This is a genomic window from Rhodobacter sp. P2_H5 (genome assembly GCF_056403335.1).
The window spans coordinates 35934-56051 of the sequence record NZ_JBFUFS010000016.1; the positions used below are offsets into that span (position 1 = coordinate 35934).

23 protein-coding genes and 1 riboswitch are annotated in these 20118 nt (G+C 64.9%); of the genes, 8 read left to right on the forward strand and 15 right to left on the reverse strand.

The window, feature by feature from the left end:
- Positions 1 to 31: 31 nt before the first annotated feature.
- Genes AC1DVR_RS18265 through thiB form a run of 3 tightly spaced genes read right to left on the reverse strand, consistent with a single transcriptional unit; the run spans position 32 to position 3211 of the window.
- A complete protein-coding gene (locus AC1DVR_RS18265) occupies positions 32 to 727 on the reverse strand; it encodes a thiamine ABC transporter ATP-binding protein (protein ID WP_478002036.1) in 696 nt (231 codons plus the stop codon).
- On the reverse strand, positions 714 to 2249 hold the full coding sequence (locus AC1DVR_RS18270; RefSeq protein ID WP_478002037.1) for a thiamine/thiamine pyrophosphate ABC transporter permease ThiP: 1536 nt from the start codon (positions 2247 to 2249) through the stop codon (positions 714 to 716). Before AC1DVR_RS18270 ends, AC1DVR_RS18265 begins: the two co-directional genes overlap by 14 nt.
- Complete coding sequence (gene thiB, locus AC1DVR_RS18275) at positions 2225 to 3211, reverse strand: thiamine ABC transporter substrate binding subunit (RefSeq protein ID WP_478002038.1); 987 nt, start codon at positions 3209 to 3211, stop codon at positions 2225 to 2227. Before thiB ends, AC1DVR_RS18270 begins: the two co-directional genes overlap by 25 nt.
- A 37-nt stretch (positions 3212 to 3248) precedes the next feature.
- A riboswitch (TPP riboswitch) is annotated at positions 3249 to 3347 on the reverse strand.
- Between the two features lie 204 nt (positions 3348 to 3551).
- Between thiB and AC1DVR_RS18280 the strand changes: the two genes are divergently transcribed.
- Positions 3552 to 4145: a hypothetical protein gene (locus AC1DVR_RS18280; protein WP_478002039.1), complete on the forward strand. Its 594-nt coding sequence runs from the start codon at positions 3552 to 3554 to the stop codon at positions 4143 to 4145.
- Between the two features lie 83 nt (positions 4146 to 4228).
- Positions 4229 to 5329, forward strand: coding sequence for a chorismate synthase (gene aroC, locus AC1DVR_RS18285; RefSeq protein ID WP_478002040.1), 1101 nt, complete (start codon positions 4229 to 4231; stop codon positions 5327 to 5329).
- Here aroC and AC1DVR_RS18290 read toward each other — a convergent pair.
- Together AC1DVR_RS18290 and AC1DVR_RS18295 are read right to left on the reverse strand one after the other, a co-directional pair.
- A complete protein-coding gene (locus AC1DVR_RS18290; protein ID WP_478002041.1) occupies positions 5282 to 5746 on the reverse strand; it encodes an SRPBCC family protein in 465 nt (154 codons plus the stop codon). The two genes, aroC and AC1DVR_RS18290, sit on opposite strands and share 48 nt — an antisense overlap.
- A gap of 65 nt (positions 5747 to 5811) precedes the next feature.
- Entirely contained in the window at positions 5812 to 6513 is a 702-nt protein-coding gene (locus AC1DVR_RS18295) for a helix-turn-helix transcriptional regulator (protein ID WP_478002042.1), read from the reverse strand.
- A 71-nt stretch (positions 6514 to 6584) separates the two neighbouring features.
- Between AC1DVR_RS18295 and AC1DVR_RS18300 the strand changes: the two genes are divergently transcribed.
- Positions 6585 to 7190 (forward strand): glutathione S-transferase family protein, encoded by a 606-nt coding sequence (locus AC1DVR_RS18300; protein ID WP_478002043.1) that lies wholly within the window; start codon positions 6585 to 6587, stop codon positions 7188 to 7190.
- Here the strand turns inward: AC1DVR_RS18300 and AC1DVR_RS18305 are convergent.
- From AC1DVR_RS18305 to AC1DVR_RS18315, 3 genes are all read right to left on the reverse strand, one after another.
- Positions 7163 to 8041 (reverse strand): DMT family transporter, encoded by an 879-nt coding sequence (locus AC1DVR_RS18305; protein ID WP_478002044.1) that lies wholly within the window; start codon positions 8039 to 8041, stop codon positions 7163 to 7165. The two genes, AC1DVR_RS18300 and AC1DVR_RS18305, sit on opposite strands and share 28 nt — an antisense overlap.
- Positions 8042 to 8105: 64 nt before the next feature.
- Positions 8106 to 8393: an HU family DNA-binding protein gene (locus tag AC1DVR_RS18310; protein WP_478002045.1), complete on the reverse strand. Its 288-nt coding sequence runs from the start codon at positions 8391 to 8393 to the stop codon at positions 8106 to 8108.
- A gap of 129 nt (positions 8394 to 8522) precedes the next feature.
- The gene (locus AC1DVR_RS18315) at positions 8523 to 9995 is read right to left on the reverse strand and encodes an AMP nucleosidase (protein WP_478002046.1); all 1473 of its coding nucleotides are present in this window, start codon (positions 9993 to 9995) and stop codon (positions 8523 to 8525) included.
- A gap of 135 nt (positions 9996 to 10130) precedes the next feature.
- Between AC1DVR_RS18315 and AC1DVR_RS18320 the strand changes: the two genes are divergently transcribed.
- Positions 10131 to 10967, forward strand: coding sequence for an SDR family oxidoreductase (locus tag AC1DVR_RS18320; protein WP_478002047.1), 837 nt, complete (start codon positions 10131 to 10133; stop codon positions 10965 to 10967).
- Positions 10968 to 11114: 147 nt separating this feature from the next.
- On the forward strand, positions 11115 to 12059 hold the full coding sequence (locus AC1DVR_RS18325; RefSeq protein ID WP_478002048.1) for a TerC family protein: 945 nt from the start codon (positions 11115 to 11117) through the stop codon (positions 12057 to 12059).
- A gap of 101 nt (positions 12060 to 12160) precedes the next feature.
- Here AC1DVR_RS18325 and AC1DVR_RS18330 read toward each other — a convergent pair whose 3' ends face one another.
- Together AC1DVR_RS18330 and AC1DVR_RS18335 are read right to left on the reverse strand one after the other, a co-directional pair.
- Positions 12161 to 12529, reverse strand: coding sequence for an HIT domain-containing protein (locus AC1DVR_RS18330; protein ID WP_478002049.1), 369 nt, complete (start codon positions 12527 to 12529; stop codon positions 12161 to 12163).
- A 3-nt stretch (positions 12530 to 12532) separates the two neighbouring features.
- Positions 12533 to 14110, reverse strand: a complete 1578-nt coding sequence (locus tag AC1DVR_RS18335; protein ID WP_478002050.1) for a DUF5928 domain-containing protein — start codon at positions 14108 to 14110, stop codon at positions 12533 to 12535.
- Positions 14111 to 14271: 161 nt separating this feature from the next.
- Here AC1DVR_RS18335 and AC1DVR_RS18340 point away from each other — a divergent pair, with 161 nt between their 5' ends.
- A complete protein-coding gene (locus AC1DVR_RS18340; RefSeq protein WP_478002051.1) occupies positions 14272 to 15090 on the forward strand; it encodes a sulfotransferase family protein in 819 nt (272 codons plus the stop codon).
- A 104-nt stretch (positions 15091 to 15194) separates the two neighbouring features.
- Here AC1DVR_RS18340 and AC1DVR_RS18345 read toward each other — a convergent pair whose 3' ends face one another.
- Positions 15195 to 16178 (reverse strand): adenosine kinase, encoded by a 984-nt coding sequence (locus AC1DVR_RS18345; RefSeq protein WP_478002052.1) that lies wholly within the window; start codon positions 16176 to 16178, stop codon positions 15195 to 15197.
- Positions 16175 to 16816, reverse strand: coding sequence for an endonuclease III (gene nth / locus AC1DVR_RS18350; RefSeq protein WP_478002053.1), 642 nt, complete (start codon positions 16814 to 16816; stop codon positions 16175 to 16177). Before nth ends, AC1DVR_RS18345 begins: the two co-directional genes overlap by 4 nt.
- Before the next feature lie 102 nt (positions 16817 to 16918).
- Between nth and AC1DVR_RS18355 the strand changes: the two genes are divergently transcribed.
- Together AC1DVR_RS18355 and AC1DVR_RS18360 are read left to right on the forward strand one after the other, a co-directional pair.
- A complete protein-coding gene (locus AC1DVR_RS18355; RefSeq protein WP_478002054.1) occupies positions 16919 to 17749 on the forward strand; it encodes a methylated-DNA--[protein]-cysteine S-methyltransferase in 831 nt (276 codons plus the stop codon).
- Between the two features lie 182 nt (positions 17750 to 17931).
- Complete coding sequence (locus AC1DVR_RS18360; RefSeq protein ID WP_478002055.1) at positions 17932 to 18576, forward strand: YiaD family glycine zipper/OmpA-like lipoprotein; 645 nt, start codon at positions 17932 to 17934, stop codon at positions 18574 to 18576.
- A gap of 76 nt (positions 18577 to 18652) precedes the next feature.
- Here AC1DVR_RS18360 and AC1DVR_RS18365 read toward each other — a convergent pair whose 3' ends face one another.
- From AC1DVR_RS18365 to AC1DVR_RS18375, 3 genes are all read right to left on the reverse strand, one after another.
- Positions 18653 to 19216 (reverse strand): F0F1 ATP synthase subunit B family protein, encoded by a 564-nt coding sequence (locus tag AC1DVR_RS18365; protein ID WP_478002056.1) that lies wholly within the window; start codon positions 19214 to 19216, stop codon positions 18653 to 18655.
- A gap of 4 nt (positions 19217 to 19220) precedes the next feature.
- Positions 19221 to 19757 (reverse strand): F0F1 ATP synthase subunit B', encoded by a 537-nt coding sequence (locus AC1DVR_RS18370; protein WP_478002057.1) that lies wholly within the window; start codon positions 19755 to 19757, stop codon positions 19221 to 19223.
- Positions 19758 to 19845: 88 nt separating this feature from the next.
- Complete coding sequence (locus tag AC1DVR_RS18375) at positions 19846 to 20091, reverse strand: F0F1 ATP synthase subunit C (RefSeq protein ID WP_478002058.1); 246 nt, start codon at positions 20089 to 20091, stop codon at positions 19846 to 19848.
- Positions 20092 to 20118 lie beyond the last annotated feature (27 nt).

Sequence of the window (20118 nt, forward strand, 5' to 3'; positions counted from 1 at the left end):
AAAAAGGCCCCGTCGCAGGACGGGGCCTTTTTCATGGGCCGAGATAGGCGCGCAAGGCGGCTGGCGGGGCGGCAAACAGCGCCTCGGTCGGAACCGGGGCATCGGCCTGACCGCCATGCACCAGCACCACCTGATCGGCAAAGCGGCGGGCGTCGGCGGGGTCGTGGGTGACCATGATCACGGTGGCTGCCGATTCCTTTGCCCATTCGGTGACAAGGCCCAGGAGATCGGCCTTCAGCGCGGGGCCGAGGGCGGCAAAGGGTTCGTCCAGCAGCAGGATCGGGCGACCCTGCAGCAGCACCCGCCCCAAGGCCGCGCGCCCCTGTTGCCCGCCGGACAGATCGCCCGGCTTGCGACCCTCCATCCCCGAAAGGCCAAGCCGATCAAGCACCTGTGCGATCCGGTCGCGGTCGGCTGCGGTCAGCTTCAGCTGCGGGTTCAGCGCCAGGCCCAGGTTCTGCATCAGGGTCAGATGCGGAAACAGGTTCTGGTCCTGAAACAGGATCGAGATCGGCCGCTCCGCCGGGGTCAGCGGCCCGAGATCGCGGCCCTGCCACAGGATGCGGCCCGAGGCAGGCGGAATGAAGCCGGCCAAGCCCATGAGAAGCGTGGATTTTCCTTCGCCCGACCCGCCCAGAAGGGCCAGCCTTTGGCCCGGCGCCAGCTGCCAGTTGGCGCTCAGATGAAAGCCGCCCTGCACGAGGGTCAGGTGGTCAAGGTGCAGCACGACGGCCTCCAAACTCGCACAAAGCGAAAAGCGCAAAGCTGAGACTGGTCAGCAGGAGGGCGGCGGCGGCGGCCTCCTCCATCCGGTAGGCTGCGGAGAGGCGCTGCACCACAAGGGGCAGGGTGGCCTGCCCCTCGCCGGCGAACAGGGCGATGACGCCCAGGTCCCCCATCGCCAGTGCACAGGCCAGCCCCGCGCCAAGGCCCAAGGGCCGGGCGAGGCGCGGCAGAGTCAGATAGCGCAGCCGCGCCCAGCCGCGAAGGCCCATGGCTTGCGCAAGCCGGTCATAGTCGGCGTGCAGGCTCTGCGTCTCGGGTAGTAGAATGCGGAACAGAAAAGGCAGCGCCATCAGGGCGTTGACGAGGATGGTGACGGGGAGGGCGACCGCCTCGGGGCGCAAAAAGGGCCGCAGGATCAGGAAGAGGCCGGTGCCCAGCACCAGACCCGAGGCGGCGAGTGGCAGCATGGCCGAAAGCTCCATCGCGCGGGCGAAAAGCGTCTTGCGGGCGACGGCATTGGCCAGCGTCAGAGCGGCTGTGACCGAAAGCGCGGCGGAAATCACCGCCATCCAGACCGAGCGAAGCGCTGCCAGCCAGACCGCATCGGGCAGGCGGGTCAGGGTCGGCAGACCCTCAGCCAGAACGGCGACGAGGGGGAGGAGCAGGAACAGGGCAGCCAGGGAAATCATCAGCATGTCCAAGCCCTTGCTGCCCCTGGGCGCCCGCAGGACAAGCCGGCGGTCCAGGCCCGCGCCAAGGCCCGAGGGCAGGGCGAAGCGGGCCGACAGCAGGACCGCCGCCGCGCAAAGGGCGAACTGGACGCCGGCCAGAAGGGCGGCTTTTCCGGGGTCAAAGTCGAAGCGGAGGGCCTGGTAGATCGCAAGCTCCAGCGTGGTGGCGCGGGGGCCGCCGCCCAGCGTCAGCGCCACGACGAAGGAGGTCAGGCAGACCAGAAAGATCGCCAGCGCCGCACCCGGCAGGGTGGCGCGCAGCATCGGCCATTCGATGTGGCGGAAGGGGGAGGGCAGGCCGAGGGTTTCGGCGAGGCGAAACCGCTCCGCCGGGATGGCGTGCCAGCCGTTCAACAGGATGCGGGTGGCGAGCGGCAGGTTGAAGAACACATGGGCGAGGACGACGCCCTTCAACCCGTAGATGGAGATCTGCGGCAGACCCACCAGTTGTAGCGCCCAGTTGAGCAGGCCGCTGCGGCCATAGATGGTCAAGAGCCCCAGGACCGCCACGATGACCGGCAGCAGGAAGGGCGCGCCCATCAGAAGGATCAGCACCCCGCGCCCCGGAAAGCTGCGCCGCATCAGGGCGCGGGCGACTGGTACGGCAAGGGCGCAGGAAAACCCTGTCGACAGAAGGGCTTGCAGCAGGGTGAAGCGGACCGCCGACCAATCGGCGCTCCGCAATGCGGCGCCGGAGGATTGTGGCAACAGGGCCAGTGCCGTTCCCAGCACCAGCACCGCCACCAAAGCCGCCAGCGCCAGAGCGCTTATTTGGACAGGACGGTCTGCCATTCCTCCACCGCCGCCTGGCGCAGGCCTTCAGCCTCGGCCGGGGAAAAGAGCAGGGATTTCGCGGGCTTGATCAGGGTTTCATAACCTGCGGGCAGGCCCGCCGCCGGGGTCTTGGCCGGGTACATCCAGTTGGTGGTGGGGATCACGGATTGTGCCTCATCCGCAGCGAGATAGGCGAGAAACTTGTCGGCGAGGTCTTGCTGCTTGGAGGCGGCGAGTTTTCCGGCCACTTCGACCTGCATGTAATGGCCCTCGTCAAAGCTGGCGGCGGCCTTGCTGTCGTCCTTTTCCGCGATCAGGTGATAGGCGGGGGAGGTGGTGTAGGAGAGGACCATATCCGCCTCGCCCTTCAGGAACAGGCCGTAAGCCTCGTCCCAGCCGGGGGTGACGGTCACGATATTGTCCGCCAAATCCTTCCAGACCTGCGCCGCCTGATCGCCGTAAGCGGCCTTGACCCACATCACCAACCCGAGGCCGGGGGTGGAGGAACGCGGGTCCTCGATCACGATTTTCAGGTTCGACGCGGCGAGTTCCTTGAGGGATTTCGGCGGGTTGGCGACTTTTGTCTTGTTATAGACGAAGGCGAACCAGCCCCAGTCGAAGGGCTCGAAATTGGCGTCGGTATAGGGGACCGGCAGATCGTTGGGCGCCTGGGCGGCGAGCGGCGCGAAGAGGCCGGTGGCGCGGGCGGATTCGGTCAGGGTGGTGTCGAGACCGAGGACGATGTCGGCCTCGGACTTGGCACCTTCCATCTTCAGGCGCGACAGGACGGCGGCGCCGTCGCCGGCGGTGGTGTAATGGACGGTGCAGCCGCAGGTCGCCTCGAAGCCCTTGGCGATGGCGGGGCCGGGGCCCCATTCGGCGGCGAAACTGTCATAGGTCAGCACGTTCAGAACGGGCGTGTCGGCCATGGCCATGTGGCCAAGGGACAGGAACGCCAGTGCAAGATGGAAGCTTTTCATGGTCTCTCCATTTGCGACGGGCGGGAATGGAGCGGGCGAGCATCGCCGTTACCTTCCCTCCGCCGGTATGATCCGGGTCAGGTTCAACGGGTCCGCAAACTGCATCTCAGGCCAGAGGCCACCCCGAGGTATGCGTGAAAATAGGGCATCGGCGGGCAAGCGCAAGGACAAACGCCAAGGGCTTGAGAACGCTGGGTTAAGCTGACAGACTCCGGGCAAGGACGTGGTCTTGCCCGCGTCTTTCTTCTGTCTTCCTTGCGTCTCTACGCGCGGGGCGATGAGGGGATGTTAACCTTGTTTGGCGAATCGGGGCTGCGGACGGCCCCTCGGGAGAATGACCATGTTCCTGCGTGTGGCGGCCTTGTGCCTGATGATCGGACCTGCTGCCGGCGCGGCGCAGGCGGAATGTGTGAACTTCCTCAGCTTTGCCAAGGGCGTCACGGTCAAGCTGACCGATGGCTCGGTCTGGAGCGTGCACCGCCAGGCGCATGAGGTGATAAGGCTGGAGCAGACCAATGCGGGCGGCAATTACGCCCGCTATGTCGAGGCGACCTATGGGATCTATCAGACCGAAAGCACGAGGAACGGCAGTGCGACGGTATCGGAATATACCTATATCCGCAGGGTGCCGGAGCCTGCGGCGGCGATGGACTGGACCTCGGCCGTGCGGGCCACGACGACCAAGATCGGCGACACCAAGGCGGATGCCTGGCGCGAGAAGGTGCATGTGACGGCAGGGAATGTGGCGACGGTCAAGATCGGGTCCTGCCGCTATCAGGCGATGGGGCTGGATGTCGGGCATATCGGCGGGCCCTATCCGACAGTGCAGCATTTCACCTATTTCCCCGACCTGCGCTTTGGCATCCAGACAAGGATCACCTATCCGACCGATACGGTGAAGAAGGCGGCGATCCTGTCGATGACGGCCGACTGAGCGCGGGCCACGAATTTTCTGCGAAAATTCTGTTGCTGCCGTCCGGATTGTCTTAAGGGGGTGCGGCAGACAGGAGATCGCCGATGAGCCTTAACACCTTTGGTCATGTGTTCCGTTTCACCACCTGGGGGGAGAGCCATGGGCCGGCGATCGGGGCCACGGTGGATGGCTGCCCGCCCGGTATCGCGCTGAGCGAGGCCGATCTGCAGCCCTGGCTGGATGCGCGGAAACCCGGCACCTCGAAATTCACCACCCAGCGCAAGGAGGATGACGCGGTGCGCATCCTGTCGGGCGTGTTCGAGGGGCGCACGACGGGGACGCCGATCCAGCTGATGATCGAGAACACCGACCAGCGCTCGAAGGATTACGGCGATATCGCGCAAAGCTTCCGGCCCGGTCATGCCGACATCACCTATCACCAGAAATATGGCTTGCGGGATTATCGCGGCGGCGGGCGATCCTCGGCGCGGGAGACGGCGAGCCGGGTGGCGGCAGGCGGTGTGGCGCGGGCGGTCTTGAAGGCGCTGGTGCCGGGGCTGAAGATCAGTGGTTACATGGTGCAGATGGGGGTCAAGGGGATTGACCGCAGCCGCTTTGATGCCGGGCAGATCGGGCAGAACCCGTTCTGGTGCCCGGACCCGGGGGCGGTGGAGGACTGGGCGGACTATCTCGATGGGCTGCGGCTGGCGCATAACTCGGTTGGGGCGGTGATCGAGGTCGTGGCGGAGGGGGTTCCGGCGGGGCTGGGGGCGCCTTTGTATGGCAAGCTCGACAGCGATCTGGCCTCGGCGATGATGTCGATCAATGCGGTGAAGGCGGTGGAGATTGGCGATGGCATGGCTGTGGCGGGTCTGACCGGGGTCGACAATGCCGACGAGATCCGGATGGGGAACGATGGGCCGATCTTCCTGTCGAACCATGCGGGCGGGATTCTGGGTGGCATCAGCTCGGGTCAGCCGGTGGTTTGCCGCTTTGCGGTCAAGCCGACTTCCAGCATCCTGACGCCGCGGCGGACGATCAACCAGCGTGGCGACGAGGTGGAGCTGATCACCAAGGGGCGGCATGACCCTTGTGTCGGCATCCGCGCCGTGCCGGTGGGCGAGGCGATGATGGCGCTGGTTCTGGCCGATCACCTATTACTGGATCGCGCGCAGACGGGTGGGCTGCGCGGCGTGATCGGCTAAGGGCGCGGTATCCTGCAGCCGGGAGAGACGCTCCATCTCCTCGGCCAGGGCGAGGCGGCCCTGCGCCATGGCCCAGCGGTGGCTGGTGCCCGACAGAAGCGAGAGACCGGCGGGCCGCCAGTCATATTCCACCTCGACCACGGAGCCCGCCTGACGCAGGCTCCAGATGCCGCGGCCGTGGAGGTCGCCCTCTGCCACCACCACCCAGCGATAGGGCAGGCGCGCTTCGGTGATGCGGGCGGTCCAGCGCAGGGGCAGGAGGCCGCGGCTGCGCATGGCAAAGTGCCCGTCGCCCAAAACCTCCGCCGACTTGTGCGCGCCGCCCCACCAGCGTGGCCAATCCTCCATCCGGGTCAGCAGATGCACCGCATCGGACAGGCTGCCCCGCACGCGCCAATCTGTGATGATGCTGGTCATGGACGGATGATCCTTTGCTGCGCCATGGGGTGATACGTTTGTGGCGCAGCGAAGTTTCAGCCGGGTTAACCGGGCTTGGTTCCGCGATGTGATTTCAGCTCGGCCAGGAATTCGCGCAAAAGCGCTACGCGGCGCGGGCGGAACGAGGCGTCGGTCAGGGTGACGGCGCTCATCGAGCCGAGGTGGAAGCGGCGGAAGCCCTGACGCAGGGTGCAAAAGGCCAGAAGCATCAGGGTGCGGTCCATGAAGACCACCGACAGCGGCCAGATCCGGCGCTGCGACTGCTGGCCGTCGCGGTCGGTATAGGTGAGATCCAGCGCGCGTTCCTCCCAGCAGGCCTCGCGGATCAGGGCGAGGTGGGGCGGCGCGGGCGGGCGGCTGTCGAAGCGGCGGATCTGCAGCACGGCGTGGCTGGCCTGACGCTGGACGCGTTCGGGCAGGGTGGCGATGATCTTGGCCTGGGCCACCTCTGCCGCGCGGGCCAGCGCCGGGTCGCCAGCCTGGCGCACTTCGGCGAGGCCGAGGACAAGCGCCTCGACCTCCAGCCTGGTGAACATCTGCGGCGGCAGGGCGGGGTCTTCGGTCAAGGTGTAGCCAAGGCCGGGGGCGCCGTCGATCAGGGCGCCGCCGGCGCGTAGGGTTTCGATATCGCGGTAAAGGGTGCGGGGGGAAACCTCGGTCTCCTCCGCCAGACGGGCGGCGGTCACCGGCTGCGGCAGCGAGCGCAGGGCGGTCAGAAGGCGGAAAAGGCGGTCGGGGCGGGGCATGGGATGCTGACAGGTTCTGGCAGGAGGGGTGGAGCATAAGAGGCGCAGACGAAAGCGCAAAGGAGATAAAGATGCTGACGCTGATTCACGCCCCCAATTCCCGCTCGACCCGGATCCTGATGCTGATCGACGAGATGCAGATCTGGGACAAGATCGAAATCCGGCAGGTCGACATCATCTATCGGGATGGCCACGGCCAGATCGACCCGAGCAACCCGCATCCCGAAGGCAAGGTGCCGGCGCTGATCCATGATGGCACGCTGATCACCGAAAGCGGGGCGATCATGCTGTATCTGACGGCGCTGTTCCCGGAGGCCGGGCTGGCGCCGAAGCCGGGGGATGCGCGGCGGGGGGAGTATCTGACCTGGCTGTTCTGGTACCAAGGCGTGCTGGAGCCGGTGCTGATGACCGAGATGATGGGAATCTCCCACCCCGGGCTGGCGCGCAATTTCCGCGGCATGGCGGAGGCCAAGGCGCGGCTGCGCAAGGCGCTGGAGAAGGGGAAGTGGCTTTGCGGCGACTTTTCGGCGGCGGATATGCTCTGCGCCTCGGCCTTCACCTTTGCGCCGCAGCTTCTGGGCGATGACCCGCTGATCGCCGATTGGGTCGCGCGCTATGCGGCGCGCGAATCCCTTCAGGTCGCGAAGGATTACGACGCGGCTTTGGCGGCGGCCTGACGCGAGATCTGCACGGCGAGGATGCCTGCCATGGCGATGATCACGCCCAGCACGTCGCTGGGCGTGATCTTTTCGCCCAGAAGGGCGGCGGCCACGGCCACGCCGAAAAACGGGTTGAGGAAATGGAAAGTCGAGGCGCGGATCGCGCCGATCCGTCCGACCAGCGAGAACCACAGAAGCGTGGCGCAAAGGCCGGGCACCACGATCTGATAGCTCAAGGCCATGATCAGATTTGGCGTCAGGTTCAGGCGCGGGGTCTCGAAGGCCATGGCGGCAACGGCGAGGATGGCCGATCCCACCAGCATCTGCAGGCCGACCACCATCAGAAGGTTGCCGCCGGCGCTGACCGACTTGACCAGCCGTGTCGCAAAGGCGAGGGCGGTCGCCCCCAGCACACACAAAGCCACCCCGGTCGGGTCGGCGCCAAGGGTGATCCGGCTGCCCATGATCAGCGCCACGCCGGCAAAGCCCGCCGCCAGCCCGGCGAGGCCGAGTTTCGGCAACCGTTCCCCCATGCCAAAGCCGATCAGGGCGACCAGCAGCGGCATGGCCGAGGCGATGACCGAGGCGAGGGAGCCTTCGACCCATTGCAGGGCCACGAAGTTCAACCCGAGGTACAGAGCGTTCTGGCACAGGCCGAAGATCAGCACGGACCGCGCCACAGGCCGGCTCAGCCGCCAGCTTTGTCCGCGCAACCGCGCGATGGTGACGGCGATCAGGCCCGAGATCAGAAAGCGCAGGGCCAGTACCAGGAGGGGCGAGGCATCCACCACGATGATCCGCCCGGTCGCAAAGGCCGAGGACCACATCAGCGAGAAGCTTAGACCCATCAGTAGGGCGATCAGGTCCATCAGACCTCCTCAATGCAAAAGGGTCGCCCCGACGGAGCGACCCTTTGCCATAGTTTCAGAAAGATCAAGCGTTGACGCTGTCTTTCAGTGCTTTGGCGATGGTGAATTTGACCTGCTTGTCAGCGGCCTTGGTCACGGTCTCGCCGGTGGCCGGGTTGCGCACCTGACGCTCCGGACGGGCGCGGCAGACGATCTTGCCCAGACCCGGCAGGGTCACGGCGCCACCGGCAGCCACTTCGCGTGCCACAACGGCGGCGATCGCGTCGAGGGCGGTGCCAGCGATTTTCTTGTCGGTGCCCATCACGTCGGCCAGAGCGGCGAGCAGTTGGGTCTTGGTCATCGGCTTGTTCATGGACTTGTCCCTTGGTCATTTCCCGGTGTCCGGGGGTATTACTTGGCCTGCGAAAGGCTGTGGCGCTGGCTACACAGGTTTTTGCCGGGCAAGGCAAGCATTTTTGCGCGCTTTCAGCGAAAACTGGCCTTAGAGGAAGGCCGTTTCGTCAAAACTGCGCAGTTTGCGGCTGTGGATGCGGCCCAGAGGCATCTCGCGCAGACGTTCCATCGCGCGGATGCCGACCTGAAGGTGGCGGCTGACCTGCGTCTTGTAGAAGTCCGAGGCCATGCCGGGCAGCTTCAGCTCGCCATGCAAGGGCTTGTCCGAGACGCAGAGCAGCGTCCCGTAGGGCACCCGGAAGCGGAAGCCGTTGGCGGCGATGGTGGCTGATTCCATATCCAGCGCGATGGCGCGCGACTGCGACAGGCGGCGCACGGGGCCGGACTGGTCGCGCAGCTCCCAGTTGCGGTTGTCGATCGTGGCGACGGTGCCGGTCCGCATGATGCGTTTCAGGTCATAACCATCCAGCTTGGTGACCTCGGCCACGGCATCCTGCAGGGCGATCTGGATCTCGGCCAGGGCCGGGATCGGCACCCAGATCGGCAGGTCGTCGTCCAGCACATGATCCTCGCGCAGATAGGCATGGGCGAGGCAGAAATCGCCGAGGTTCTGGCTGTTCCTGAGGCCCGCGCAGTGCCCCAGCATCAGCCAGGCATGCGGGCGCAGCACGGCGATATGGTCGGTTGCGGTCTTGGCATTCGAGGGGCCGACGCCGATGTTGACCAGGGTGATCCCGTTCCCGTCGGCGCGTTTCAGGTGATAGGTCGGCATCTGCGGCGTCTTGGACGAGGGCGCAAGGATGCCATCCCCGGTCGTGATGCTGGAATTGCCGCCCGCCACGAACTCGGTATAGCCGAGCGCTGGGTTCGACAGGGCGGCGCGGGCCATGAACTCGAACTCATCGACGTAGAACTGATAGTTGGTGAAGAGGACGTAGTTCTGGAAATGGATCGCATCGGTCGCGGTATAGTGGCTGAGGCGGGCGAGCGAGTAATCCACCCTTTGCGCGGTGAAGGGCGCGAGCGGGTAAGAGCCATCGGCATTGCGGGTGCGCTGGCCGTTGACGATGTCGTCATTGGTGGTCGAAAGGTCCGGCACATCGAAGACATCGCGCAGGGTGAAGTCGAGAACCCCCTGATGCGGCACGGTCATGCCCGCATTGTTGGCGACGGCAAAATGCAAGGGGATCGGCGTCTCCGACAGGCCGATCTGGACGGCAACCCCGTGGTTCTCCATCAACAGGCCGATCTGCTGGATCAGGTAATTGCGGAAGAGGTCGGGCCGCGTGATCGTCGTCGCATAGGTGCCGGGCTGCGAGACATGGCCAAAGGACAGCCGGCTGTCGATCTTGTCATGGCTGGAAACGGTGAGCCTGACCTCGGGGTAATAGGCGCGCACCCTTGCGGTGGGACGGCCTTTGCTGACCGCATCGGAGAAGGCCTGGCCCAGAAAGTCGGTGGCCAGGGCGTAAAGCTGCTCCAGCCGCGCCACGGCGTCTGCGGCATCGGTGAAGAGGCCAGGCTCGGGTGCGGCAGGGGTCAGGAAAATGTCGTCATTCATCGCGGGCGTCCCATCACTTTGGTCGGGCATCTAAGAGGCTTGTGCCGGGCCATGCAAGTGAAGTTCTGATGAAGCGATCGGGCGCCCCGCAATCAACGGCTTGCACAGCCTCTGGCCCAAGGGGATAACGGGGCCATGAAAACGCTTCTCTCCATTGGCCATGGCTATTCGGCCCAGGCGCTGACCCCGCTGCTTATGGCGGAAGGCTGGCGCATCATCGGCACCACCCGCAGCGCCGACAAGGCCGCCGCCCTGCGCGCCACGGGGGTCGAGGCGCTGGTCTGGCCCGGCACCGACCTTGGCCCGGCGATTGCAGAGGCCAGCCATATCCTGACCTCGGTCGCCCCGGGCGACGGGGACCCGGTGCTGGCGGCCTATGGCGCGGCGCTGGCCAAGGCCCAGCCCGAATGGCTGGGCTATCTCTCCACCACGGCCGTCTATGGCCACCACAACGGTGACTGGGTGGACGAGACGACGCCGCTTGCCCCCTCCACCGCGCGGGGCGAGGCCAGGGCGCGGGCCGAGGCGGAATGGGCAGCGCTTGGCCATCCTTTGCACATCTTCCGCCTGGCGGGCATCTACGGGCCGGGGCGCGGCCCCTTCCAGAAGGTGCGCGACGGCTCGGCGCGGCGGATCCTGAAACCCGGCCAGGTCTTCTCGCGCATCCATGTCGGGGATATCGCCCGCGTCCTCCACGCCGCGCTCCTGCGCCCGCATCCCGGCATCTACAACGTCTGCGACGACGACCCCGCCTCGCCCGAAGACGTGCTGACCCTTGCGGCCGAGATGCTGCATCTGCCGCCGCCGCCGATGGTGCCCTATGACGAGGCCGAGATGACGCCGATGGCGCGGTCCTTCTATGCCGAGAACAAGCGGGTGCGGAACGACCGGATCAAAGCGGTGCTTGGGGTGACCCTGGCCTATCCGACCTACCGCGAAGGCCTCGCCGCTATTTTGGCCGCCGAGGGTTGAAGCCCTCCCGCCGCGCCCCATGTTGGGGATGCGGACCGGGCCCCTCTGACGCTTGCTGCCTTCGGGCGGTGACCGTGATGTCGGACCGCATCGAGTGCGCTCGATGCTGGCCCTCCCGCCGGATCGAGCCTCAACAGAGAGGTCGATATGGAATTCCTGACTTTAGTCTTCATGGGCACACAGCTGTGGATGTGGCTCTGTTTTCTGGCCGTGGTGGCCGCACTTCTGGCTGCCGATCTGGGCCTGTTCCACAAGGGCGCGCATGAAATCGGCGTGCGCGAAAGCCTGCGGATGTCGGCGGTCTATATCGCCCTCGGTCTCAGCTTCTCGCTGTTTGTCGGCTGGCAGAAGGGGGCGGCGGCGGCCTCCAGCTACCTGACCGCCTTTGTCGTCGAGAAATCGCTGTCGATGGACAACGTCTTCGTGATGGCGCTGATCTTCTCCAGCCTGGCCATTCCGCGCGCGCTGCAGCACCGGGTGCTGTTCTGGGGCGTCCTCGGCGTCATCGTGCTGCGCGGGTTGATGATCGGCATCGGCGCGACGCTGGTGGCCGAATACCACTGGCTCCTCTACGTCTTCGCCGCCTTCCTGATCCTGACCGGCATCAAGATGCTGTTCTCCAAGGAGGATCACGCGCCGATCGACAACGCTCCGCTGCGCTGGCTCAAATCCCGCCTGCGCCTGACCGAGGGGCTGGAGGGCGAAAACTTCTTCGTCAGACGCGGCGGCCTGTGGTTCGCGACGCCCCTGTTCCTCGCCCTGATCATGGTGGAAACCGCCGACCTGATCTTCGCGGTGGATTCGGTGCCTGCGGTTTTTGCGATCACGGCTGACCCCTTCCTCGTCTACACCTCGAACATCTTCGCGATCCTCGGGTTGCGTGCCCTCTACTTCGCGCTCGCCGCCATCCTGCACCGCTTCGCCTATCTCAAATACGCGCTGGCCGCCCTTCTGGTCTTCATCGGCTCCAAACTCTTCATCGCCGACTTCCTCGATTGGGAGAAATTCCCCGCCAGCCTGTCCCTCGGCGTCACCGCGATGATCCTGACCACCGGCGTCGCCGTCAGCCTGTGGAAAACCAGGGCAACCTGACCGCTTTCATTGGTCCATAAATATCCTCGGGGGGTCTGGGGGGCAGACAGCCCCCCAGCCGGGTCCGCCGAGCGCCCCCCGGGGCCGGGCGCGAACCGGCCTCAGGCCCGCTCGACCAGCCGCCCCAACAGGCGCCCGCCGAGGATATGGAGGTGGTAATGCGGCACTTCCTGCATGCCGTGGACCCCGGCATTGGTGATGGCGCGGTAGCCTTCGCCGGGGGTGATGTTCAGCATCGCGCAGACCTGGGCCGCGGTGCGGTGGAAATCGGTGATCTCCTCGGCCGTGGCCTCGGCCGCGAAATGGTCGAAGGTCACATAGGCGCCCTTCGGGATCACCAGCACATGAACCGGGGCCTGGGGGTGGATGTCGTGAAAGGCCAGGGTGTGGGCGCTTTCCAGCACGGTCTTGTTGGGGATCTCGCCGCGCAGGATCCGGGCGAAGATATTGGTCGCGTCATAGGTATACATGGGTCAATCCACGAAAAGGTAATGGGTGGCGGCGATCTCGCGCGCCTGCGCCTCGGGGATATCAAGAAACTCGGCCAGAGGCACCGTGTTTTCCGCGACCGAGGCGCTTTGGCGCAGCTGATAAAAACCGGCAAAGCCCGCGTCGCGGATGCGGTCGGATTCAAAGCGCACGTCATAGCGGATCGTCGGCAGGAGCCGGTCGATGACCTCCTGCGGGGTGCGGTCGGCGGCAAGGCCCACGCGCTTGGCATGGCCGATCAGATAGTCATCGGTGAAGTCGCATTCGATCTCCAACAGCCTGACCTTGGCCTTGTCGTTGTAGAAATCCTGCATGAGGTCGGTGTTGGCCGGGTCGATGCAGACCACCAGCACATCCGATTGCCAGTAGTCGAACAGCATCCGCACCAGCGCGCGGCGGTGGCGGGTGCGTTTCTCCAGCGTGGTCTGGATGCCGCCCAGATCGGGCAGGGGCGTGGCGGCCTCGTTGAAGAGGTAGTCCACGGCGGGCATATGGGTGACCTGACGGATCCGTTCGACCAGGCGCTTGGCCACATGCCATTTCTTGCAGGTCACCATCAGAAGCGTGCGCTGGCGGCCAAGCGAGCTTTCCGTCTCCCAGAAGCGCGGGGCGAAGCGGCGGCCGATCCGGCCGCGGCCGACGAGGAACTTGAAAAGCGTGCGCCCCTCGTTCGAGATGCCGAAATTGATGCCGGTCGCCGAATAAAGGCTGCCGAGCCGCAGCTTCAGCTCTTTCGCGTCGGGGCTGATCTTGCGGGCAAAGAGGTAGTCCTGGCTGATCAGCAGGTCGTACTGGTCATTATAGAAACTGACCGGCAGGCCGTAGTCGGTGAACATGAGGAAAGTCAGCGTGCGGGCCATGATCTCGCTGTCGGGAACCAGGTGGCGCACGATGGTCTGAAAGAAGGTCTCGTCCGGGATCCAGCTGGTGCGGAAGAACTGCATCACGTCGGGACGCTTGGCGCAGAACTCCAGCACCATCTCGATCGTGCGGCGGCGCAGGCACCACCATTGGCTGCCGATCATCATCTGCAGATCGGCCGGCACCTTGCGGGTCAGGCCGAGGTTTTTCTGCCATTCCATCGACGTGTAGAACAGCCATTTCTGGGTGCGCTCGTTGAACCAGTGGCGGTAGATCAGCCGTTCTTCCTTGATCCCGGTCTTGATCCAGTCCGAGGCGAAGAAGTCGAAGCTCTCGATATAGTCGCAGTCCTTGGCGTCGAGGAAATCATGGGCATATTCCGCCGTCTTGGTCGGCATGCAATCGCCCGACAGCATGTAGAAATGGCTGGCGCGCGGGAAGGCCTCGACCGCGGCCTCGACGGCGGCGAGGGTCGCGTCCACCAGGCTCCACTCGCCCCAGCCGCATTTGAGCCGGCGGGCGGCGAAGGTCACGGCGGCGTTGGTGGCCAGGGCGTCGCGGATCTTCTCGAAATCCTCGCGCCTGGCGCGGGCGTCGAAGTGGATCGCGATGAAATCGCCCGCCGCCGTCAGCCTTTCGGCCTGTGCTATGATGCCTTCCGGGTCCTTGTGGCAGAGAAGAATATAAGCGATTTTCGCCATATGGGGAGCAATCCGTGCCGCTGGCCTGAGGGTCTTGCCTTAATTAGCGGTATTGGACATTGAAAAGACAGAGTTTCTTTGCTCTTTTCGCCGTAGAATTTCCCCGGTTGCATGGCAAAGGTGCCAAAACCGCCGCCAAAATCGCCAAGGAGCAAGAGCATATGGGTTTTCCCGGCACCTGGATGACCGAAAGTGACAGCGTTGTGTACCGCGTGGTGCCCAAATGCGCCTGTTCGACCATCGGGCAGATCATGTTCTACGCCGATCACGGCAGCTTTTTCGATGGCGACATCCACGATTCGACCAAGGGCCTGCACAAATGGGCCCAGGAGGCGAGCCAGCCCGCGATCGAGAAGGCGGTGAAGGGTCACAAGACCTACGCCTTCACCTGTGTGAGGAACCCCTATACCCGCATCCTGTCGAGCTTTTTCGACAAGGTCTGCGGCATCCAGCGCAACGGCAAACGCTATCGCGGCAATCTGGTGCCGACGCTGGTGCAGAAATACGGGATCGAGGTCGGCGGCGACGACGGTAAGCAGGAGTTCGACCAGATCGCCAGCTTCCGGCGCTTTCTGCTGTTCGCTCGCGACACCATCCGCTTCAAGAAACCGATGGAGCCCGATATCCACTGGTCGGCGATGGCGGGCCATATCTCGACCTTCATCGTCAACGGCGGGCGCTACAACAAGATCATCTTCACCGAGAAATTCGATGAGGGCATGGCCGAAGTCGTCAAGAAGATGAAACCGAAGCACAAGATCGACCTCAAGACCATTCCGCGCTTCAACGAGAGCGAAGGCCATGGGCCGAAGCGCGCCCATCCGGTCGAGGATTACTTCGACGATCTGTCCAAGCACCTGATGTGGGAAATCTACAAGCGCGATTTCCAGTTGTTCAAATATGACTTCGACAATCCGGGCAACAAGATGCCCAAGGGGGAGGTCGATCTGGACGAGGTGCACGCCAAGCTGGGCGAGTAGGGCGCTCGGCGGACCCGGCTGGGAGGGTTTCACACCCTCCCAGACCCTCCCGTGGGATATTTATGGACCAATGAAAGGGGGGGCCGGGGGGGCGATCTGTTCGGTCAGATCAGGCCTTCCTTGCGGAACAGGGCCTTGAGGTCGGTCTCGGGGCGGGCGCCGTAGTGGGAGATGACTTCGGCTGCGGCCACACAGCCCATGCGGCCGCAGGTGGCAAGGTCCTGGCCGGTGGCGATGCCGTAGAGGAAGCCCGCAGCGAACTGGTCGCCGGCGCCGGTGGCATCGACGGGCACGATGCGGCGGACCGGGACCACGGCCTGTTCCTCGCCGCGGCAGATGATGACTTCATGGCCGGAGCGGGTGCAGGCGACCATGCCGGCATCCTGTGCGGCCTGTTCCAGGGCCGAGGACAGGTCGGTCTGGTAGAGCGAGGCCCATTCGTGTTCGTTGCCGATCACATAATCCAGATCCTTGACCAGGCGGCGGAAGTCGTCGCGGTGGCGGTCGACGCAGAAAGGGTCTGACAGCGCAATGCCGGCCTTGCCGCCGGCGGCCTGGCAAAGCTTGGCAGCACGCTCGAAAGCCTGTTTGCCCTTGGGCTTGTCGTAGAGATAGCCTTCGAGGAAGAGAATCCCGGCCTGACCTGCTACATCATCCGCCACGTCCTGCGGGCCGAGTTCAGAGGAGATGCCGAGGTAGGTGTTCATGCTGCGCTCGCCATCCGGCGCCACGAAGATCATCGAGCGCGAGGTGGGAAGTTCGCCCCCCGGCACGGGAGGATTGACGAAATCGGTGCCGTTTTCGGCCATGTGGCTGGCGTAGAAGCGGCCCAGCGCGTCGTCATGCACGCGGCCGATGAAGGCGGTGGAAAGCCCGAGGTTGCCCAGACCCGCCAAGGTATTGGCGACCGAGCCGCCGGGCGCCTGCACGCGGTCTTTCATGGCGCCGTAAAGCATCTCGCCACGGTCTTTCTCGACCAGCTGCATGATGCCTTTCTGGATCCCCATCAGCTCCAGAAAGCTGTCATCGGCGGCGGAGAAGACATCGACGATGGCATTCCCGATGCCGACGACCTGGTATTTCTTCATGTTTTATCCTCGAACAGACAATAGAGGCGGATCGGGCAGGTCCCGCATTTCGGGCTCCGCGCGGTGCAGATGTAGCGGCCATGCAGGATGAGCCAGTGGTGGGCATGGATCTGGAACTCCACCGGGATGTTATCCTCGATCGCGCGTTCGACGGCGAGTTCGTCGCGGCCGGGGGCGATGCCGGTGCGGTTGCCGACGCGGAAGAGATGGGTGTCGACGGCCTGGGCGGGGTAGTGGAACCAGATGTTGAGGACCACATTGGCCGTCTTGCGCCCGACACCCGGCAGCCGCTGCAGGGCGGCGCGGGAGGAGGGGACCTGGCCGTCAAAATCGTCGATCAGCATCTGGCTGAGGCGGATCACGTTCCTGGCCTTGTTGCGGAACAGGCCGATGGTCTTGATATGGCCGATCAGCGCCTCTTCCCCCAGGGCCAGCATCTTTTGCGGCGTATCGGCGACCTCGAACAGCGCCTTGGTGGCCTTGTTCACCCCGACATCGGTGGCTTGTGCCGAGAGAGCCACGGCGACCAGCAGGGTATAGGCATTGGTGTGGTTGAGCTCGCCCATCGGCGCAGGGTCCAGCGCCTGAAAGGTCTGAAAGATCTGGCGGATCGTGGCATAGGGGAGTTGCGCGCTCATGGCCGGGATATGCCTTGGCGCGCGTCCTACGGCAAGCATTTGCGCAGGATTCGGGTGTTTTCTGCGGCAGCTGCGGCTTAGTTTGGGGCCATGGAGGCGAGAATGACCGAAGAAAGCTATCATTACGCGGTGATCGCCCGCGCCCTGCGGGAGATCGACCAAGCCGGGCCGGGCCTGACGCTGGAGGCGCTGGCGGGCCGGATGGGCATGAGTGCGGCGCATTTCCAGCGGGTGTTTTCGGCCTGGGTCGGCGTCTCGCCGAAGCGGTATCAGCAATATCTGATGCTGGACCATGCCAAGGCCCTGTTGGCGGACCGGTTCACGGTGCTGGATACGGCGCTGGCGGCGGGGCTTTCGGGCCCTTCGCGGCTGCACGACCTGTTCCTGACCTGGGAGGCGATGAGCCCCGGCGACTATGCCAGGGGCGGCGCGGGGCTGACGATCTACTGGGGCTGGTTCGACAGCCCCTTCGGCCCGGCCATCGTCATGGGCACCGAGCGGGGCATCTGCGGCATGGGGTTTGCGGCGGATATGGGCGAGGCGGCGGCGCTGGAAGATCTGGTGGGGCGTTGGCCCAAGGCCCGTTTCATCGAGGACCCGATGATGCTGCGGCCCTGGGTTCTGGCGGCGCTGGGTGGGGAGGCGGCGCCCCTGTACCTGATCGGCGCGCCCTTCCAGATCAAGGTCTGGGAGGCGCTGCTGCGCATCCCCTCGGGCCATGTCACGACCTATTCGGAACTGGCCGGGGCGGTCGGGCATGCGCAGGCGGTGCGGGCGGTGGGCACCGCGGTCGGGCGCAATCCGATCAGCCTGCTGATCCCCTGCCACCGTGCCTTGCGCAAATCGGGGGGCCTCGGCGGCTATCACTGGGGCCTGCCGGTCAAGCGCGCCATCCTCGCGTGGGAGGCCGCGCGGAAGGACGCGGCCGCCTGAGGCGCGAAATTCTGCAGCGCCCAGGGAACCGGAACGCCACGGATGCGTTTTACGGGTGACACTCTTGTGATGGGCAATTTGCCGCGCAAGCCGTGGTCCGGATATAACGCCCGCCCGGCGGGTGGTATAGTCGAGTGGGTAGCCGTCGTCACGGCTCAGTCAGCAGAGGCAGTCTATTCATCATGTTGAAACCTTCCATCACACTGGCGATCGTCGCCGCAATGGGCCTGTCGGCCTGTGAGGATCGGGCCACCCGTATTCAAGACCCGAACTACCGGGCCCAGAATGGTGCCCTTCTGGGCGCTCTGGGCGGTGCCGCTATCGGCAGCGCGTTCAAGAATGACAAGAACGGCGCCCTGCATGGCGCCATCATCGGCGGCATCGCCGGCACCATGATCGGCGGCTCGCTGGATCAGCAGGCGGCCGACATGCGCAACCGTCTGGGCAACCCGAACGTGACCGTCACCAATATGGGCGGCTACCTTCTGGTCAACCTGCCCGATGACGTGCTGTTCGCCACCGGCAGCGCATCGCTGCGCCCCGATCTGCAGCGCGAGATCCGTTCGATCGCGGCCAACCTGATCAGCTATCCGAGCAGCAATATCGAAGTCGTGGGTCACACCGACGACGTCGGCTCGGCTGCCGCGAACCAGGACCTGTCCGAACGCCGCGCCTATTCGGTCGCGAACGTTCTGGTCGGCGCCGGCGTCCCCTCGCGCCGCATCTCGACCTATGGTCGCGGCGAGGATCAGCCGGTGGCCTCCAACGCCTCGGCCTCGGGTCGCGCGATGAACCGCCGCGTCGAGATCATCATCCGCCCGCGCTGAGCGAGCGACAGACAAGGAAAAGGCCCGGAGTTTCCTCCGGGCCTTTTTCATTGGCAGTACCTGGACTTGCCGGCGTTCAGTGCAGCTTGGCCGCAACCTGGGCGATCGAGGAGTCGATCGCGATCGAGGCTTGCTCGGCGGTCATCTGGCGCTTCAGCACTTCGGCGGCGACGGCGACCGACACGGTGATCGCCTGGTCGCGCACGGCGCGTTCGGCGGCTTTCACCGAGGATTCGATCTGTTCGCCAGCGGCCTGCATCCGGCGCGCGATCGAGCTTTGCAGATCGGCCTTGGCCTGGTTGGCAGCGGCTTGCGCCTCTTCCTTGGCGGTAGCGATGATGCGCTCGGACTGGGCCTGCACTTCACGCTGCTTGGCTTCGTAGGAGGCGAGCAGGGTCTTGGCCTCGTCGCGCAAAAGCTTGGCTTCTTCCAGCTCGAACTTGATGTCGGCCGCGCGCTTGTCCAGCATGGCGCCGATCTTCTTGGGCACGCCCAGGTAGATCAGAACCGCGATGAAGACGAGGAAGGCAACGCCGACCACGAATTCCGCGTTGCGGAGCGAGAAGAAGGGGCCCTCTTCCGAAGCGAAGGCTGGGGCGGCGAGCAGGGCAAAAGCGGCCGAGGTCAACAGCTTTTTCATGGATTTACCCTTTCAACCGGGCAGAGACAGCGGCCTCGATGACCCCCGCATCCGCATGACCGCCCAAAGCCACAACCAAAGCACCGGCGGTGTCACGGGCCACTTCGGCCACGGCATCGACGGCACCGGCGCGGATCTCGGCGATGCGCTTTTCGCTTTCGGCGGCCTTGGCGCCAATCTCGGCATCGGCCTTGGCCATGGCGGCATCCAAGTCTTTCTGGATCTCGGCCTTGGTGGCGGCGATGATCTTGGTGGCTTCAGCCCGGGCCTGTTCCAGCGCCAGGTTATAGGCCTTCTCGGCGGCCTTGGCCTTGGACTTCAGCTCTTCCGCGGCAGCCAGATCGTTGCCGATCGTGCCCTTGCGCTCGGCCAGAACCGAGGCGATCCGCGGCATCGCGATCTTGGTCACGACGACGTAGAGAATGACCAGAGCGACCAGAAGCCAGAAGATCTGGTTCGGCCAGGTCGCAAAATTCAGTTGCGGCATGCCCTTTTCGGCAGCCTCACCCGCAGCGCCGGCCACGGTTTCCGTTGTAGACATGGCGTCCTCCGATGACGGAACGGGCTTGGAAGGAACCCGGCCGGACAGGGAAACCCCCATCCGGCCGTTGATCAGATCCGTGAAAGGATCAGACTGCGAACATCAGCAGCAGAGCGATGAGGAACGAGAAGATCCCCAGAGCTTCGGCGAAGGCGATGCCGACGAAGAGGTTGGCGGTCTGGCCCGGAGCGGCCGAGGGGTTGCGCAGAGCGCCCGACAGGAAGTTGCCGGCCACGATACCCACGCCGACGCCAGCGCCGCCGAGACCCATGGTGGCCAGACCAGCACCGATATATTTGCCCATCAGTGCGAATTGAACGAGATCGCCGGTCATTGGTATTCTCCTTGGATTGGATTCTTG